Genomic DNA, 15,862 nt, shown 5'->3' with positions numbered 1-15,862 from the left:
GAGCCGCCATGTCCCCCGCCCCCACCGAACCAGGCCGGACCACCGAACCGAGCGAGAGCACCGAACCGAGCGAGAGCACCGAACCGGGCGGGACCACCGATCCGGGAGAGAGCACTGGGCCGGGTGGTGAGAGCGCTGGCCCGGCGGCCCGCGCCGGCGCCTCCGCCGCCGAGTGGGCCGACTGGCGCTGGCACATGCGCAAGCGCATCAACACCGCCGACAAGGCCCGGCAGTGGATCAACCTCACCGCCGACGAGGAGGAGGCCATCGTCGGGGTGGCCGGCCGCTACCGCTGGAGCGTCACCCCGTACTACGCCTCCCTCATGGACCCGGACGACCCGCTCTGCCCGGTCCGCCAGCAGGCCGTCCCGGCGGCCCAGGAGCTGGTGGAGTTCCCGGGCGCCGAGGTCGACCCGGTCGGGGACACCCTCTACCGCCGGACCAACCGGGTGGTGCACAAGTACCCGGACCGGGTGATCATGCTGATCACCGAGACCTGCCCGGTCTACTGCCGGCACTGCACCCGCAAGTTCCACACCACCGACCTCCAGGGCAGCTACTTCCGGGACGACGAGGGCGGCGCCTACGACGAGGACTTCCGCTACATCGCCGAACACCCGGAGATCCGGGACGTGCTGCTCACCGGCGGCGACCCGCTCTCCTACCAGGACGGCCGGCTGGAGGAGATCGTCGCCGGGCTCCGGGCGATCCCCAGCGTCGAGATCATCCGGATCGGCTCGCGCTTCCCCGTCCTGCTGCCGCAGCGGATCACCGACGACCTGTGCGCGATGCTCGCCCGCTACCACCCGGTGTGGCTGAACACCCACTTCAACCACCCCAAGGAGATCACCCCCGAGGCCGCCGCCGCGGTGGACCGCCTGCTGCGGCACGGCATCCCGGTCGGCAACCAGACCGTGCTGCTGCGCGGGATCAACGACGACGTGCCCACCATGCGCCGGCTGATGACCGAGCTGCTGCGGATCCGGGTGCGCCCGTACTACCTGTACCACTGCGACAACGTCACCGGGGTCGCCCACTTCATGACCTCCGTCGAGAAGGGCTGGGAGATCATGGAGGGCCTCCAGGGCCACATCACCGGCTTCGCCGTGCCGCAGTACGTCCTGACCACGAAGATCGGCAAGATCCCGGTCACCCGCCCCTCCTTCACCGAGACGCCCGACGGCGGCCTGCTGCTGCGCAACTTCCGCGACCAGCAGCTCCTCGTCGACGGCACCACGCACCCGATCACGGAGTCCGACGCCCGATGACCCTGCACCAACGCCAAGGCCAGCGCTTCCTCCCGTACGGCGCCAACTACCTCGACTGGTCGGACATGGCGGAGCTGAAGGAGGTGATCGACCACCAGGTGCTGTTCCGCTACCAGACCGAGCAGGAGAGCATGGCCTCCCGGCTGGAACGCCTGGTCGGCGAGCGGCTGGGCGCCGGCCACACCCTGGCCGTGCACAACTGCACCGAGGCGCTGCGGTTGGCACTGATCTCCACCCGGCCCTCCATCGGCGACCTGGTGTACGTTCCCGCCGTCACCTTCGTGGCGGTGGCGGGCGCGGTGCTGTCCTGCGGCCTGATCCCGGTGCTGGTGGACGCGGACGAGTCGCTCGGCATGGACCCGACCCTGCTGCCGGCGGACGCCCGGCGGGTGATCACGGCGCACATGGAGGGCTCGGTGGCCGCCCTACCCCAGGGCGTGCCGTACGTGATCGAGGACTGTGCGCAGACCCTCGGCGGGCGCTTCCCGGACGGCCGCCAGGTCGGCACGGCCGGCTACGCGGGGGTGTTCAGCTTCCACCACAACAAGGTGCTCACCTCCGGCGAGGGCGGGCTGGTGGTGACCGACGACGAGCAGGCCTGGTCGGCGATGCGCTGCTACCACGACCACGGTTCGGCCCGCGTCCCCGGCCACTACCCGACCTGGAACCAGGACGCCCACTACGGCGAGAACTTCGTCACCAGCGAGGAGGTCGCGGCCGTCCAGTGCCAGCAGTTCCGCCACCTCGACGAGGTGCTGGCCGGGCTGGAGCGGATGTACGGCCTCGCGATGGCCGACCTGCCGGACCGCCCCGACCTCCGGGCGCTCCCGCGCGCCGAGGGCGACGTCAAGGTGAGCCTGCGCTTCCGCTGCGAGTCGCGCGAACTGCGCGACGCCGCCGTGGCGGCCCTCACCGCCGAGGGCATCGCCAACTGGACGCTCGGCAAGTACCTGCTGCCCGAGCACCCGGTGCTGACCGGCCGCCGCTCGCTGTACGCCGACGGCTTCCCGTGGAACCACGCCCCCGAGGGGCCGCTCGCGCTCAGCCGCGACGGCTTCGCCCGCACCCGCGACCTGCTGGACCGCACGCTCTGCGTACCGCTCTCGCCCGAACTTCCGCAGGAGCAGCAGGCGTTCGCGGTCAAGGCGATCCGGCGCGTGCTGGAGGCGGTGTGAGCCCGCCCGAGCCCGTCCTGCTGATGGTGGACGACCGCGCCTCCTCCTTCGCCCGCCACGCGGCCCGCACGCTCCCCGACCACCTCGTCCTGCTGCGCTTCGACGAGCTGCGCGCCGACCTCTCCCCGGACCACCTGCGCGACACCGCGCACCTGCCCGCCTTCTGGGTGCGGGCCGGGGCGCCGCTGGAGCAGGAGGCCGAGCGCTACCGGCAGTGGGCGGCCGGGCTCCCCGTCGCGCCGAGCCGGTTCTGCAACCCGTCCGAGCCCCGGCAGGCCCTCGCCCAGCGGTTCGCGGCGCTGGCCGGGCTGCCGCACCTGACCGGGCAGCAGGTCTCCTGGGTGCGCGACAAGGCCGCGATGAAGCGGCGCTTCCGCGAACTCGGGCTGCGCACGGCCGAGTTCACCGAGGTGCGGGAGACCGGCGAGGTGACGCGGTTCGCCGCCGAGCACGGCTGGCCGCTGGTGCTCAAGCCGGTGGACTCCTTCGCCTGCGTGGACACCCACCGGCTGGACGGCCCCGAGGCGCTCGCCGCCGTCGACCTGACCGCCCGGGACTGGATGGTCGAGCAGTTCCTCGGCGGCGTCGAGTGGGAGGTGTGCGCGATCATCCACCGGGGCGAGGTGCTGGACGCCTGGCCGAGCGCGATGCCGTGCCGCCCGCTGGACATCGTGGACGGCGCGATGAACGCCAACATCAGCGTCGGCACCGACGAGGCCCCGCCGGTCGACCTGCGCGCGCTGGTGCAGCGGATCGTCACCGGCATGGGCGTCGACCACGGGTACGCCCACCTGGAGTTCTTCCTGATCGACGGCGAGCCGTACGCCGGGGAGATCGGGCTGCGGCTGGCCGGCTGCGAGATCCCGGCCAACCACGGGCACGCGTACGGCTTCGACGTCTTCGGCGCCACTCTGGACGTCTACCGGGGGCGGCAGCCCGATCTGAGATACCGTCAACGACGGTGTGCGGGCGACCTGTTGCTGCCGCTACCGGGGTCGGGAACGGTCCGCCGGATCACCCCGGTGGAGGAGCTGCTGCGGGCTCCCGGGGTGGTCGACGCGGTGCTCAAGGTCGGCGTCGGCGACGAAGTGTCGGCCCGGCGCGCCTCGCACAACGCCTCGGGGTACGTCCATGTGGTGGGAGCCTCGATCGAGGAGGTGGAGCGGCGGATGCGGGCGGTCCTCGGCGCCTTCGTCATCGAGCTGGCGCCCGCCCCCGCCCTGGAGGGCGGCCGGTGAGCGACACCCTGCCCCGCGACGCCTCCCCGCCGCCCGACACGCCGCCGTCGGCCGACGCCCCGGCGGCCCCGGACACCCTGGCGCACCGCGTCCGCTCGCTGCTGCGCCGCCCGCACGTGCGCGCCGTCGCCGGCTGGAGCGTGGTCTCCCGGCTGCCGGTCTACCTGATGTCGCTGGCCACCGTCCTGGTGGTGCGCGAACAGGGCGGCAGCTTCGCGCAGGCCGGACTGACCAGCGCGCTGTACACGGCCGGGATGGCCGCCGGCGGACCGCTGGTCGCCCGGCGGCTCGACCGCGCCGGGCGCCGACCGGTGCTGCTCGCCACCGGCCTGCTCTACCCGGCGGCGCTCGCCGCCCTGGCCTGGGCCACCCGGCCCGGCAGCTGGGCCCAGCTGACCGCCGCCGCCCTGGCCGGGATCGCGCTGCCGCCCGCCAACGCCTGCATGCGCTCGCTGTGGGCGCGGCTGCCGCTGAGCGACACCGAGCGCGACACCGCCTACCTCTGGGAGGCGGTGCTCACCGAGGTCCTGGTGATCGGGGCGCCGCTGATGCTGGCCGGGCTGATGCTGGCCGGTTCGGCCGCGCTGGCGCTGACCACGGTCGCGGCGGTCGGCGGCGCGGGCGCGCTGGGGCTGGCCCTGGTCCGGCTGCCGGCCGGCACCGACCCCCGGCCCGCCGACCCGGCCGGGCCGCGCGACCTGCCGGGGCCGCTGCGCAACCCGGCCATGCTGGCGCTGACCGGCATCATGGCGGCCTGCGCGGTGCCGATCGGGCTGCTCACGCTCGCCATCCCGGCCTTCGTCGCCGCGCACGGCTCCCCCGGCGGCACCGGCGCGGTCTACGCCTGCTGGGGCGTGGGCAGCGCACTGGGCGCCGTCTGGCTCGGGCGCTCGCAGTGCGCCGTCCCGGCCGCCGTGCGCTTCCCGCGCCTGGTCCTGGCGTACGCGCTGGGGACGGGGCTGACGCTGGCGGCCACCTCCCAGCCGCTGCTCGGGCTGGCGCTGGCGATCGGCGGCGCTCCGATCGCGCTGGTGTCCGCCGTCGAGATGACCCTGGTCGGCTCGGTGGCGGACGGCCGCTCGCTGGCGGAGGCGTTCACCTGGGCCTCACTGGCCACCGTGCTGGGGGACGCGGTCGGCCAGCAGGCCGGCGGCCTGCTGGTGGAGCCGCTCGGCCCGCGCGGGGTCTTCGCCGTGGCCTTCGCCACCGCGCTGGCCGCCGCCGCCCTGGCCTTCGCCTGCCGCCCGTTGCTCGACCGCGACCGCTCCGCCGCCGGGGAGGGCGCGGCGTGACCGGCTCCCGGCGCCGCCCGGCGGCCGTTCGCTCCCACCCCTCCCGCCCGCCCTTCCCCTCCTTCCCACGAGGTCATCGACGATGAAGCCCGCAGGCCCGCTCTTCCGGCCGGTCAAGTTCGCCCAACTACCCGCCACCGTCAAGGAGTTCCTGGACGCGCCGGACGCGGTCGCGGTGCCCGTCCCGGTCGAGGGCCGGGACGACCTGGCGCAGAGCACGGAACTCGCCGCCCGCCTCTACACCGCCCTCGACCGGCCCCGGCCGCTGGACCTGGGCGTCGTCCTCGGCGAGGACCAGCTCCCGGACGGCGTCGCCGACCTGGCCCGGCCGCTGGCCCGGACCTGGCTGCGCGAGGAGCAACTCGCCGACGCCCCGGCCTTCCTGCGCGACCACCCGGGCGGCCTGCTGCTGATCGGCTGCTACGACCGGCTCACCCTCGACCCGGTCCGCTCCCTGCTGCTGGCCACCTACCGCAGCCGCACCCACGCCCTCACCCTGCTGAGCGGCCGGGACGCCGCCTCGCTCGCCTGGAACATCGCCAAGCAGTACGCCCGCCCGAACACCGGGATCGACGCCCTCGGTCTGTTCACCGACACCGACCGGCCGCCGCACCTGCCCGGCGTCCAGGTCTTCGACGACCGGGACTTCGAGCGCGTCGACATCCAGTCCGCGATCCTCGGCACCCGCTGGCGCAAGGTCGCCTTCCAGGGCCACGGCAAGGACGACAGCGTCAACCTGGGCGAGTTCACCATCTGCGGCCTCAACCCGGTCGTCCCGTCCCGCCCAGGGCTGCTCGGCCCGCGCTGCGCCTACGGACTGCCCTGCTACAAGCCGGAGGACAAGCTCGTCCCGCTGCACCGGGTGACCGCCGTCGAGGTGGTGCTCAGCGCCTGCAACAGCGGGCCGCTGGCCGACCTCGCCCTGTACGACCCCAAGTACCAGCTGCTGCTCAACGCGCTGGACGGGCCCGCCCGCACCGTCGTCGCCGCCGTCTCGGTGCACGACTCCGACCGGCCGGAGAACGTCGCCTGGATGCGCTCGGCCCTCACCGGCGCCGACTCCGTCGACACCCTCAACGCCAGCCTGGCCGGCTCGCACCCGTACCCGGCCTTCCTGCGCTTCGGCCTGCCCGACACCCCGCACCCCGCGCCCGAGCCGGCCGACCACCGGCCCGACCCACTGGTGCTCACCGTCGGCCGCCGGCTGAACGCCCTGCTCGGCTCCGAACTCCTGCCGCACAACCACGGGTTGCGCCCCCGACTGACCAAGCTGGCCCGCAAGGTGGACCTCTGGGTGGCCCGGCCCACCCACCTGGCCGACCAGTCCGCCGACGAGATCCACACCTCGCTCACCGCCGACCTGCAGTCGCTCGACCACGTGATCGCCGGGCAGGTCGCGGCGAACCCCGAGGACGAGCTGATGAACTACCCGGCGCACTTCGGCGACCGCAGCTCGCTCGACCCCGAGGTCCGCGAGGTCACCTGCCACTGCGGCCGCCCCGCCCAGGAGTTCACCCGGCGCGGCCTGCTCCCGCACGTCCTGGACACCGCCTGCGCGGTCTGCATGCGCTGCGGCGACGTCACCTTCCGGCTGCCGGAGGCGCCCGCGCTGCTCGCGTACAGCGCCGACGAGGTCGAACAGGGCGGCGTCCTGGAGGTGCGCGCCGTCCTCGACGCCGCCCGCACAGGACCCGTCCGGCTCGGCCTGTTCGTGCCGACCTACCTGCGCGAGGACACCCGGGTCGAACCGGAGCTGGTCAAGGTGCGGGCCACCGGCGGGCAGCCGCAGGACGTCGGGTTCCGCGTCCGCTTCGACCCGGCCACCGCCCCGCAGGCGTACTACTTCACCGTCTTCGCCGTGCAGGACCTCGCCGTCTCCACCGCCCGGCGCCACTTCGGCGTCCTGCCCCGCTGACCGCCACGGCCCGCCACGGCCCGCCACGAGACCGATCCCCCGTCACGAAACCCGTCCCGCGTCACGAACCCCACTCCCGTCACGAACCCCGTCCCCATCACGAGACGCCCCCCCACACCACGAGAGAGACGACAGCCATGACGACGCCCGCCACCAAGCCCGACATCCAACTCATCGAGCAGGACGGCGAGGTGACCCTCAGCATCGGCGGCGAACAGGCCATGCAGGCCTGGGAGCGCGACCTGATGTGGGCCAGCGCCGACCTGCTCTGCGAGTACGGCCGGGACTTCTACGAGGTCGGGCTCGGCCTCGGCCTGTCCGCCCTGCGGATCGCCCGCAACCCGGCCACCCGCAGCCACACCGTCCTCGAACTCTTCGACGAGGTCGAGGAGTTGTTCCGCGCCAAGCACCCGGACCTGCCCGCCAACCTGGCCGTCGAACGCGGCGACTTCTTCCGGCGGATCTTCGAACTGCCCTCGGAGAGCATCGACGGCATGTTCTTCGACCCGGCCCTGGACATGGAGGTGTGGACCGACGCCGAGCTGTGGGCCAGGACCATGCCCGAGGTCGTCCGGGTGCTGCGCCCGGGCGGCGTGTTCATCCCCTTCTTCAGCACCAAGCCGGAGCTGCGCTGGCAGTACACGCCGCACTTCCGCTCCATCCGGGTCGAACGCCACCCGTACACGGCCTACGACACCACCGAGTACACCTTCGGCACCAGCGGCGACGCCTACATCCAGTGCTTCCTCAAGGACTGACCGCCATGACCACCCACACCAGCGCCCCGCCCCGGTCCATCTTCCTGGCCGGGCCGTTCATCCAGCTCCTCGACCCCGCCACCGGCCGGATGCCGGACGGCGCCCGGGCGCCGTTCGACCTCCTGATCAAGCACTTCGAGGCCCAGGGCGTCGCCGTGCACAACGCCCACCGCCGGGAGGCGTGGGGGGCCGAACTGATGCGGCCCGAGCAGTGCACCAAGCTCGACCAGGACGAGATCCGCAAGGCCGAACTGTTCGTCGCCCTGCCCGGGTTCCCGCCCTCCCCCGGCACCCACATCGAGATCGGCTGGGCGAGCGCCTTCGGCAAGCCGATCGTGCTGCTGCTGGAACGCGGCCGGGAGTACACCTTCCTGGTCCAGGGCCTGCACACGGTGGCGACCGTCGAACAGGTCGTCTACACCGACCTCGCCACCACGCTGCCCGCCGTCGACCGGGCGGTCGAACGGGTGCTGAGCCGGCACCGGGAGACCGCTCCCGGGCGCTGACGCCGGGAGACCGTCCCGGGCACCGACACCCGGGTCTCAACCCCCGACCCCCGACCGGCGACCCGGCGACCCGCGACCGGCGACCGGCGACCGGCGACCGGCAGCCGACAGCCGACAGCCGACAGCCGCCGACAGGAGCACGACCGATGCGACGAACCCCCATCCTGCTCGCCGCCCTCACCGTCCTCCTGTCGGCGGCCGCGGCCCCGCCACCGCGGCCCGGGCCCGACCCGGCCCGCACCCCGGCACACCCCGCCTACGCCGTCACCCTGCGCAGCGACGCCACCGGCGGCAGTTGGCGGGGCCACGAGCGGATCGCCTTCACCAACACCTCACCGGAGCCGCTGCGCGAGGTGTACCTGCGGCTCTGGGACAACTCCCGCGGCGGCTGCGCGGCCCCGCAGGTCCGGGTGTCCGGCCTGCCGGGCGACTACTCGGTCGGCTGCACCGCGCTGCGCGTCACCCTGCCCCGTCCGCTGCGCCGAGGTGCGTCCGGCGCGGTCGAGTTCGACCTCGCCATCGACGCCCCGGACACCGCCGCCACCGCCGACCGGTTCGGACGCGACGGCGCCTTCAGCTTCCTCGGCAACGCCCTGCCGGTGCTCGCCGTCCGGGACGGGGCCGGCTGGCACCTCGACCCGTACACCGGCAACGGCGAGTCCTTCTACGCCCTGGCCGCCGACTTCGCCGTCACCCTGGACCACCCCGCCGACCTGCTGGTCCCCGCCACCGGCAGCGCCGTCGACACCCCCGGCTCCGCGGGCCGGACCGTCACCCGGGCGGCCGCCCGCCAGGTCCGCGACTTCGCCTGGGCGGCCGGCCCGTTCACCCGGATCTCCGGCCGCTCCGCCGACGGCGTCCGGATCGGCGTCTACGCGGCCGCCGACGTCACCGCCGAGGACGCCCGCCGGATGCTCGACCTCGCCCTCACCACCATCGACGCGCACTCCGCCCGCTACGGTCGCTACCCGTACGGCGAGTTGGCCGTCGTCCTGGACAACGCCTTCTGGTTCAGCGGCATGGAGTACCCGGCCTTCGTCCTCGACCGGGTCAAACCCAGCGCGCTCGTCCACGAGTTGGCGCACCAGTGGTGGTACGGCATCGTCGGCGACGACCAGTACCGCTCCCCCTGGCTGGACGAGTCCTTCAGCGAGTACGCCACCGACCTCGCCCTCGGCCGCACCGGCGAGGGCTGCACCACCGCCACCCCCTGGGCGTCCGACGCCGAACGCCTCACCAACCCGATGAGCTACTGGGACGCCCACCCCACCCGCTACGAGGCCGTCGTCTACGACCACGGCGCCTGCGCCCTGCACGAACTGCGCCGCCTGCTCGGCCCCGACACGATGTCCACCCTGCTGCACGACTACGCCCGCGCCCACTGGTACGGCGTCTCCACCACCGCCGCCTTCACCTCCGCCGCCCAGGCCGCCACCGGCACCGACCTCACCCCGTTCTGGCGCGAACACCGCATCGACGGCTGACGGCACGCCGTGCGGTCCGGGATCCACACCGGGCGCAACACGCCTGCCGCGCCTTGACCTTCACACCGGCGTGAAGCCCGATGATGCTGCCATGACCTCCACCACCGCCTTCGACCCGTACGCGCTCCTCGCGGAGAGCCGGCTCGGGATCCTCGCCACGATCAAGGCCGACGGCCGCCCCCAGCTCTCACCCGTCATGCCCTTCTACGACCCCGAGGCGAACGCCATCCTCATCTCCACCCGGGAGGGCCTGGCGAAGACCGCCAACCTGCGCCGGGACGCCCGGGTCAGTCTGGAGGTGACCGGGCCGGACGGCCGGTCCTGGGCCACCGCCGAGGGCGTCGCCATCCTGACCGGCCCGGGCCCGGACCCCGACGGCGCCGAGGTCGAGGCGCTGGTGGCCTACTACCGCCGGGCCGCCGGGGAGCACCCCGACTGGGCGGAGTACCGCGCGGCGATGGTCTCCGACCGCCGCGTGCTCATCACCATCCCGGTCGACCACGTCTACGGCGCCCGCATCTGATCCGACCGCCCCCGGACGCGCCGTGCCACCCGCCGGCCCCGCCCGGCCACCGGGAGGCGGGGACGGGCCCGGGTGGCGGCCCGTCAGCGCAGGGTCGCGGTGACGACCGTCGCGTCCAGGTCCTCGCACCAGGTGTCGGCGGCGTCGAGGCCGGCCGCGCGGGCGACGGCCAGGGCCGTCGGCGTCTGCCGCTCGCTGGTCTCGAACAGCAGCGCACCGCCCGGGGCCAGCCAGTGCGGCGCCTCGGCGGCCACCCGGCGCAGCACGTCCAGGCCGTCGGCGCCGCCGTCCAGCGCCGGCCGGGCCTCGTGCAGCCGGGCCTCCGGCGGCAGCAGCGCGATGTCCGCACTGGGGACGTACGGGACGTTGGCGAGCAGCACGTCGATCCGGCCGCGCAGGGCGGCGGGCAGCGCGACGAACAGGTCGCCCTCGAAGACCGGAGCCCCGGGCCCGGCGAGGTTGCGGCGGGCGCAGCGGACGGCGACCGGGTCGACGTCGGCCGCGTAGAGCTCGACCGGGTGCGCGGCTGCGGCCGCCACGGCGGCGCCGAGGGCGCCGCTGCCGCAGCAGAGGTCGACGACCACGGCGCCCGGGCCGGTGAGCGCGGTGGCCGTGGCGGCCAGGAACTCGCTGCGGCGGCGCGGGACGAACACGCCCGGGTCGACGGCGATCCGCAGCCCGGCGAACTCGGCCCAGCCGACGACGTGTTCCAGCGGCCGGCCCTCGGCCCGGGCGCGGACCATCACGGCCAGGTCGGCCGGTGTGGCGGCGGCGGAGAGCAGGACCCGCGCCTCGTCCTCGGCGAACACGCAACCGGCGGCGCGCAGCCGGGTGACGACCGAGGAACGGAGAGCGGCGGAGGCAAAAACCGACAAGAGGACCCCTTGGGGGAATCGGGAGGAGGACGAAACGACTCCGTCAGGGCTCCCGCAAGGGCCGGCACCGCGCCGACGCGTCCGCGCTACGCGCGCGAGGCGCCCGCACGACCGCGCTCCGGGAGCACCCGCTCGGACCTACCGGTAATGGGGCTCACCTCCTTGAGTCGCGGTCATACACGGCGTCGGCCACCCTACCGCACCCCCCGCGCGGGCGATCAGCCAGTGCTCCGGGCCTCGTACGGAACAGGCCCTAGCCGAGCTGCTCGGCGACCAGGGCGGCGAACTCCTCCGGGGTCATGACGGGCACTCCGAGTTCCTCGGCCTTGGCCCGCTTGGAGCCGGCCTTCTCGCCCGCGACGAGGAGGGTGGTGCGCTTGGACACCGAGGAGGAGGCCTTGCCGCCGGCGCGTTCGATCAGCTCGTTCATCGCGTTGCGGGAGAGTTCGGCGAGGGCTCCGGTCATGCTGCCGGTGACGACCACGCTCTGGCCGGCCAGCGGGCCCGCCGCGGTGTCCTCCGCGGCCGCCGCGCCGCCGTCCGCGGTCTTGGCGGCGGGAGCGGTCGGCCCGGTCACCGCCGCGCCGACGCCCTGCGCCGCGAGCCGGTCCAACAGCGGTGCCACATCGGCGAGTTCGGCGACGATCACGGCGGCCTTCTCGGCGCCGATGCCGTCCACGCCGGCCAGCGCCTCGGCGTCGGCGGCGCGGATCGCGACCATGCTGCCGAAGTGTGCGGCGAGCCGGCGGGACATCGTCCGGCCGGTGCCGCGGATGCCGAGGGCGCAGAACACCCGGTTCAGCGGGCGGCTGCGGGCGGTCTCGATGGCGGCGAGCAGGTTGTCGGCGCTGGTGTCGCCCATCCGCTCCAGGGTGAGCAGCTGCTCCCTGGTGAGGGTGAACAGGTCGGCGAGGTCGCCGACCAGCCCGGCCTCGACCAGCTGGACGGCGCGGGTGCCGCCGAGGCCCTCGATGTCGAGCTGGTCGCGCCCGGCCGCGTAGATCACCGAGGCGACGGCCTGGCAGGCCCGGCCGCGCACGCAGCGCCAGCGCTGCTCGGAGGTGTCGATGGCGTCGCCGCAGCGCGGGCAGACCTCGGGGAAGGCGATCGGCTGCTCGGCGCCGGTGCGCTGGTCGACCAGCGGCGCCTCGACCCGCGGGATCACGTCCCCGGCCCGGTAGACGAACACCTGGTCGCCGATCATCAGCCCGCGGCGCCCGATGTCGGCCGGGTTGTGCAGGGTCGCGTAGGTGACGGTGACGCCGTCGATCACCACCGGTTCGAGGACGGCCCGGGGCGCGATGATCCCGGTGCGGCCGACGTTCCACTCGACGCCGAGCAGCCGGGTGACCTTGTGCTGCGCCGCCAGCTTGCGGGCGACCGCCCAGCGCGGTGCGCGGGACCCGGAACCGGCCGTCTCCTGGTCGGCCACCGCGTCCGCCTTCACCACGACGCCGTCGATCCCGAAGGGCAGCGCGGCACGCAGGCCGGCGATCTCGTCGATCCGCTGCTGCGCCTCGGCGAGGGTGGCGCAGCGGCGGGGCGCGGCGTCGGTGGCGGCGGCGGTGTTGGCGCCGAGGGCGGCGAGCCGGGCGAGCAGGTCGGCGTGGTCGAGGTCGGGCAGGCCGAGGGCGTCGTAGGCGAAGAAGGTGAGCTCGACGCGGTAGGGGCGGTCCTTGGCGCGCAGGGTGCCGGCCGCGCCGCTGCGCGGGTGGGCGAACGGGGTGGCGCCGTGCGCGGTGCGGACGGTGTTGGCCTGCTCGAACTGCTCGTGGGTGAGCAGCACCTCGCCGCGCAGCTCGACGTCGACCGGCTCGGCGAGCCGGGCGGGCAGGCCGAGCACCGCGTCGGCGGCGGCGGTGATGTCCTCCCCCGCCAGGCCGTCGCCCCTGGTCAGCACCTGGGTGAGCCGGCCGGACCGGTAGCGGGCGGCGACGGCGAGGCCGTCCAGCTTCGGTTCGACGCACCAGGCGGCGACCGGTCGGCCGAGTCGGCGCTCCAGGCCGAGCGCCCAGGACTCCAGCTCCTCGGGTGAGAAGACGTTGTCGAGGGAGAGCATCGGCACGCTGTGCGGGACGTCACCGACCGCCGCACCGCCGGCTACCTTGCCGGTGGGCGACTCGGGCAGCGCCTCGTCCGGGTGCTCGCGCTCGTAGGCCTCGATCGCCCGTACCAGGGCGTCGTACTCGTCGTCGCCGAGCGGGGCGGAGCCGTCGGCGTAGTACGCGGCGGCGGCCCGCACGGCGGCGGCGACGGCGTCGGCGTAGGCCTGCGGGGAGGCCAGGGCGGCGGGAGAGGCCATGGTGGCTGCGTCCTTCATACCGCCATCATGGCGAGCCGCACTGACATTCGGCCCGTTCGAACGCGGGCCGCGCGGGCCGGGCCCGGCGGGGGCGGTTCGCGCCGGGCGGGGCCGTCGGTGACGGCCACCGACCAAAGGCCACCGGCCAAAGGCCCACCGAACAGGGCTCCGGTCAGGGCGTTGATCGAGGGCACCGGTCAGGGGCGTTGTTCGAGGGCGCCGGTCAGGGGCGCGAGCGGGGCCGCCCGGTCAGTCCGGCTGGGGCCGGGTGCGCCGGGCGTAGGCGCGGGCCGCGCGGGCGCGGTCGCCGCAGCGGGTGGAGCACCAGTGGCGCCGGCCGTGCCGCAGGAGGTACCGGGTGCACGGGGTGGAGCCGCAGGCGGTGAGGCGGGCGGCCTCGGGGCCGGTGAGCAGGTCCGCGGCGTCGGCGGCGAGGGTGGCCAGGGCGTGGTCGACGATCTCGGTGGTGGGGTGGGGGGCCGCCCGGTAGGGGCCGCTGCCGTCGTCCCACCGCAGCAGCCGGGCCGTGGGGAGGCGGGTCAGGGCGTCGTTGACGGCGGCCAGCGCGGAGGAGGGCGCGGGCAGTTCCGCGACGCGGGCGGCGAACAACGTCCTGACCTGTTCGCGCATCGAGCGCACCTGGGCCGTGCACATCTCCTGAAGACCGGCGTCGGCCGGGGCGAGGCCGTGCTCCAGGAGCCACCGGCCGGCGGCGGCCGGCGTGCCGAGGCGGTCGACGACGTGTCCGCCGGGCAGCGTGACAGCGCTGTTGACCAGGGCTAGCGAGGGGTACTGCTGCTCGCCCGGCGCGGGTGGCACGGCGGTCTCGTCGGTGGCGGTGTCCGCGGTGTCCGTCATGAGTCTCATGGTAGCGCTTGCGCTCATCCATGAGAACCGGTTAGCGTTCCTCACGGATAAACCGCTCCCAACCGTGAGGTTTGCTTCACCATGGCTTCTTCCGACACGACCGTCGAGCAGTTCCCCGTCCGCCTCTTCGGCGGCCCCACCGCCCTCTTCGAGTACGGCGGCCTGCGGTTCCTCACCGACCCGACCTTCGACGACCCGGGCGACTACCGGCGGCCCGGCGGCCCGGTGCTGACCAAGACCGCGCCCTCCTCCGGCAGTCCCTCCGACGCCGGCCGCATCGACGTCGTCCTGCTCTCCCACGACGAGCACGCCGACAACCTCGACGACTCCGGCCGGGCCCTGCTGGCCGACGTCCCGCTCACCCTCACCACCCCCGGCGGCGGCCTGCGCCTCGGCGGCACGGCCCGGGGACTGGCCGACTGGGAGTCGGTCACGCTGGACCGCCCCGGCGGCGACACCCTCACCGTGACCGGCGTACCCGCCCTCCACGGCCCGGGGGCCCGCGAAGAGGTGGAGGCGGCCACCGGCCAGGTCGTCGGTTTCGTCCTGACCGGGGAAGGGCTGCCCACCGTCTACGTCAGCGGTGACAACGCCTCGCTCCCGGCGGTCGAGGAGATCGCCGAACGGTTCGCGCCCGTGGACACCGCGATCCTGTTCGCCGGGGCTCCCCGCTTCCCCGCCCTCTTCGACGGTGCGCCCCTCGTCCTGGACAGCGTGCAGGCCGCCGAGGCCGCCAGGATCCTCGACGCCCGCCGGGTGGTCCCCGTCCACCACGACAGCTGGGCCCACTTCACCGAAGGCCGCGACGACCTGGTGGCCGCCTTCACGGCCGCCGGCCTGGCGGAGCGCCTCCACACCGCGTGACCGGGCCCCGGGCGGGGCGCTCCGCACGGAACGCCCCGCCCGTCCACCGGTGAGCCATCCGCACCGAGCGCTCAGCCTGGCAGCGGCGCCAGCGGCCTGGTCCGGTAGGCGTCGGAGGAACCCGGGGGGACGAGGCAGGGCAGCAGCCACTCCCACAGGGCGCCGACCCGGCGGGCGCGCTCCTCGCCCGGGCAGCCGTCACCGAAGACGACCTCCAGCCCGCAGGCGGCCGCGACGACCAGGGTCTCCGGGCCGGGGCCGCCCGACCGGTCGCGCAGCTCGCCGGCGCGCCGGGCACCGGTCAGCAGGTCCCGGACGACACCGGCCCAGACGCCGTGGAAGCCCCGCACGCCCGCGACCGGGGCACCGGAGGCGGACGCGGCGGGAGCGGGCACGGCGGTCTGCGACCGCCAGCCGCCCTCCCGGCCGAGGCGGAACGCCGCCCGGATCACCGCGTCCGACCCCAGGGCGTCGACCAGCCAGTAGTCGGCGTCGATCAGTGTCTGCAAGGGGGAGGAGGTGGCCCGCAGGGCGCCACAGGCGCCCCGCAGCGAGCGTTCGGCCTGCCGGAACACCGCCTGCGCCAGCTCCTCCTTGGACGCGAAGTGGAAGTAGAGCGCGCCCTTCGTCACTCCCGCCGCACCGGCGATCTCGCCGAGCGTGGCCCCGGCGTAGCCGCAGCGGTCGAACAGCACCGCCCCCGCCTCCACCAGCCGTCCGCGTGTCCGTTCCGACCTCTCCTGCACCACCCGACCCACAACCCCTCACAACGACGAGCACGTTCCGACCACACAC

General features: G+C 74.6%; 14 protein-coding genes. 10 read left to right on the top strand and 4 right to left on the bottom strand.

Translation table 11 applies throughout. The features are described from left to right. Window positions 1-8: 8 nt before the first annotated feature. From blsG to ACIPLC_RS25340, 9 genes are all read left to right on the top strand, one after another. Window positions 9-1,268 carry an arginine 2,3-aminomutase gene (gene blsG, locus ACIPLC_RS25380; protein ID WP_400475311.1) on the top strand — a complete coding sequence of 420 codons (1,260 nt, stop codon included), beginning with the start codon at window positions 9-11 and terminating at the stop codon, window positions 1,266-1,268. Further along, complete coding sequence (locus ACIPLC_RS25375; RefSeq protein ID WP_400475310.1) at window positions 1,265-2,443, top strand: DegT/DnrJ/EryC1/StrS family aminotransferase; 1,179 nt, start codon at window positions 1,265-1,267, stop codon at window positions 2,441-2,443. The genes blsG and ACIPLC_RS25375 overlap by 4 nt, the downstream gene beginning before the upstream one ends. After that, a complete protein-coding gene (locus ACIPLC_RS25370) occupies window positions 2,440-3,681 on the top strand; it encodes an ATP-dependent carboxylate-amine ligase (RefSeq protein ID WP_400475309.1) in 1,242 nt (413 codons plus the stop codon). The genes ACIPLC_RS25375 and ACIPLC_RS25370 overlap by 4 nt, the downstream gene beginning before the upstream one ends. After that, on the top strand, window positions 3,678-4,973 hold the full coding sequence (locus ACIPLC_RS25365) for an MFS transporter (RefSeq protein WP_400475308.1): 1,296 nt from the start codon (window positions 3,678-3,680) through the stop codon (window positions 4,971-4,973). Before ACIPLC_RS25370 ends, ACIPLC_RS25365 begins: the two co-directional genes overlap by 4 nt. Before the next feature lie 82 nt (window positions 4,974-5,055). After that, entirely contained in the window at window positions 5,056-6,888 is a 1,833-nt protein-coding gene (locus ACIPLC_RS25360; protein ID WP_400475307.1) for a hypothetical protein, read from the top strand. Window positions 6,889-7,025: 137 nt separating this feature from the next. Beyond that, window positions 7,026-7,646: a class I SAM-dependent methyltransferase gene (locus ACIPLC_RS25355; RefSeq protein ID WP_400475306.1), complete on the top strand. Its 621-nt coding sequence runs from the start codon at window positions 7,026-7,028 to the stop codon at window positions 7,644-7,646. A 5-nt stretch (window positions 7,647-7,651) separates the two neighbouring features. After that, complete coding sequence (locus ACIPLC_RS25350) at window positions 7,652-8,152, top strand: nucleoside 2-deoxyribosyltransferase (protein WP_400475305.1); 501 nt, start codon at window positions 7,652-7,654, stop codon at window positions 8,150-8,152. Between the two features lie 146 nt (window positions 8,153-8,298). Further along, complete coding sequence (locus ACIPLC_RS25345; protein WP_400475304.1) at window positions 8,299-9,636, top strand: M1 family metallopeptidase; 1,338 nt, start codon at window positions 8,299-8,301, stop codon at window positions 9,634-9,636. 91 nt (window positions 9,637-9,727) lie between these two features. Further along, window positions 9,728-10,159 (top strand): PPOX class F420-dependent oxidoreductase, encoded by a 432-nt coding sequence (locus ACIPLC_RS25340; protein WP_400475303.1) that lies wholly within the window; start codon window positions 9,728-9,730, stop codon window positions 10,157-10,159. An 83-nt stretch (window positions 10,160-10,242) separates the two neighbouring features. Here ACIPLC_RS25340 and ACIPLC_RS25335 read toward each other — a convergent pair whose 3' ends face one another. From ACIPLC_RS25335 to ACIPLC_RS25325, 3 genes are all read right to left on the bottom strand, one after another. After that, window positions 10,243-11,034: a putative protein N(5)-glutamine methyltransferase gene (locus tag ACIPLC_RS25335; protein WP_400475302.1), complete on the bottom strand. Its 792-nt coding sequence runs from the start codon at window positions 11,032-11,034 to the stop codon at window positions 10,243-10,245. A gap of 253 nt (window positions 11,035-11,287) precedes the next feature. Beyond that, window positions 11,288-13,354 (bottom strand): NAD-dependent DNA ligase LigA, encoded by a 2,067-nt coding sequence (ligA, locus tag ACIPLC_RS25330; RefSeq protein ID WP_400475301.1) that lies wholly within the window; start codon window positions 13,352-13,354, stop codon window positions 11,288-11,290. Window positions 13,355-13,585: 231 nt separating this feature from the next. After that, entirely contained in the window at window positions 13,586-14,194 is a 609-nt protein-coding gene (locus ACIPLC_RS25325) for a CGNR zinc finger domain-containing protein (protein WP_400475300.1), read from the bottom strand. 90 nt (window positions 14,195-14,284) lie between these two features. Here ACIPLC_RS25325 and ACIPLC_RS25320 point away from each other — a divergent pair, with 90 nt between their 5' ends. Continuing rightward, window positions 14,285-15,067 (top strand): MBL fold metallo-hydrolase, encoded by a 783-nt coding sequence (locus tag ACIPLC_RS25320; protein ID WP_400475299.1) that lies wholly within the window; start codon window positions 14,285-14,287, stop codon window positions 15,065-15,067. A gap of 71 nt (window positions 15,068-15,138) precedes the next feature. On the opposite strand, the gene ACIPLC_RS25315 is transcribed toward ACIPLC_RS25320, so the two are convergent. Further along, a complete protein-coding gene (locus ACIPLC_RS25315; protein WP_400475340.1) occupies window positions 15,139-15,813 on the bottom strand; it encodes a ScbR family autoregulator-binding transcription factor in 675 nt (224 codons plus the stop codon). Between the last annotated feature and the right edge of the window lie 49 nt (window positions 15,814-15,862).

This window comes from Kitasatospora sp. NPDC086801, from assembly GCF_044745805.1.
Lineage (GTDB): Bacteria > Actinomycetota > Actinomycetes > Streptomycetales > Streptomycetaceae > Kitasatospora.
This window is presented reverse-complemented; position numbering and strand designations above follow the sequence as displayed.

Coding starts and splice junctions, on each gene's coding strand:
- blsG (WP_400475311.1), top strand. CDS start 9: ATGTCCCCCGCCCCCACCGAACCAGGCCGGACCACCGAACCGAGCGAG.
- ACIPLC_RS25375 (WP_400475310.1), top strand. CDS start 1,265: ATGACCCTGCACCAACGCCAAGGCCAGCGCTTCCTCCCGTACGGCGCC.
- ACIPLC_RS25360 (WP_400475307.1), top strand. CDS start 5,056: ATGAAGCCCGCAGGCCCGCTCTTCCGGCCGGTCAAGTTCGCCCAACTA.
- ACIPLC_RS25355 (WP_400475306.1), top strand. CDS start 7,026: ATGACGACGCCCGCCACCAAGCCCGACATCCAACTCATCGAGCAGGAC.
- ACIPLC_RS25350 (WP_400475305.1), top strand. CDS start 7,652: ATGACCACCCACACCAGCGCCCCGCCCCGGTCCATCTTCCTGGCCGGG.
- ACIPLC_RS25345 (WP_400475304.1), top strand. CDS start 8,299: ATGCGACGAACCCCCATCCTGCTCGCCGCCCTCACCGTCCTCCTGTCG.
- ACIPLC_RS25340 (WP_400475303.1), top strand. CDS start 9,728: ATGACCTCCACCACCGCCTTCGACCCGTACGCGCTCCTCGCGGAGAGC.
- ligA (WP_400475301.1), bottom strand. CDS start 13,354: ATGAAGGACGCAGCCACCATGGCCTCTCCCGCCGCCCTGGCCTCCCCG.
- ACIPLC_RS25325 (WP_400475300.1), bottom strand. CDS start 14,194: ATGACGGACACCGCGGACACCGCCACCGACGAGACCGCCGTGCCACCC.
- ACIPLC_RS25320 (WP_400475299.1), top strand. CDS start 14,285: ATGGCTTCTTCCGACACGACCGTCGAGCAGTTCCCCGTCCGCCTCTTC.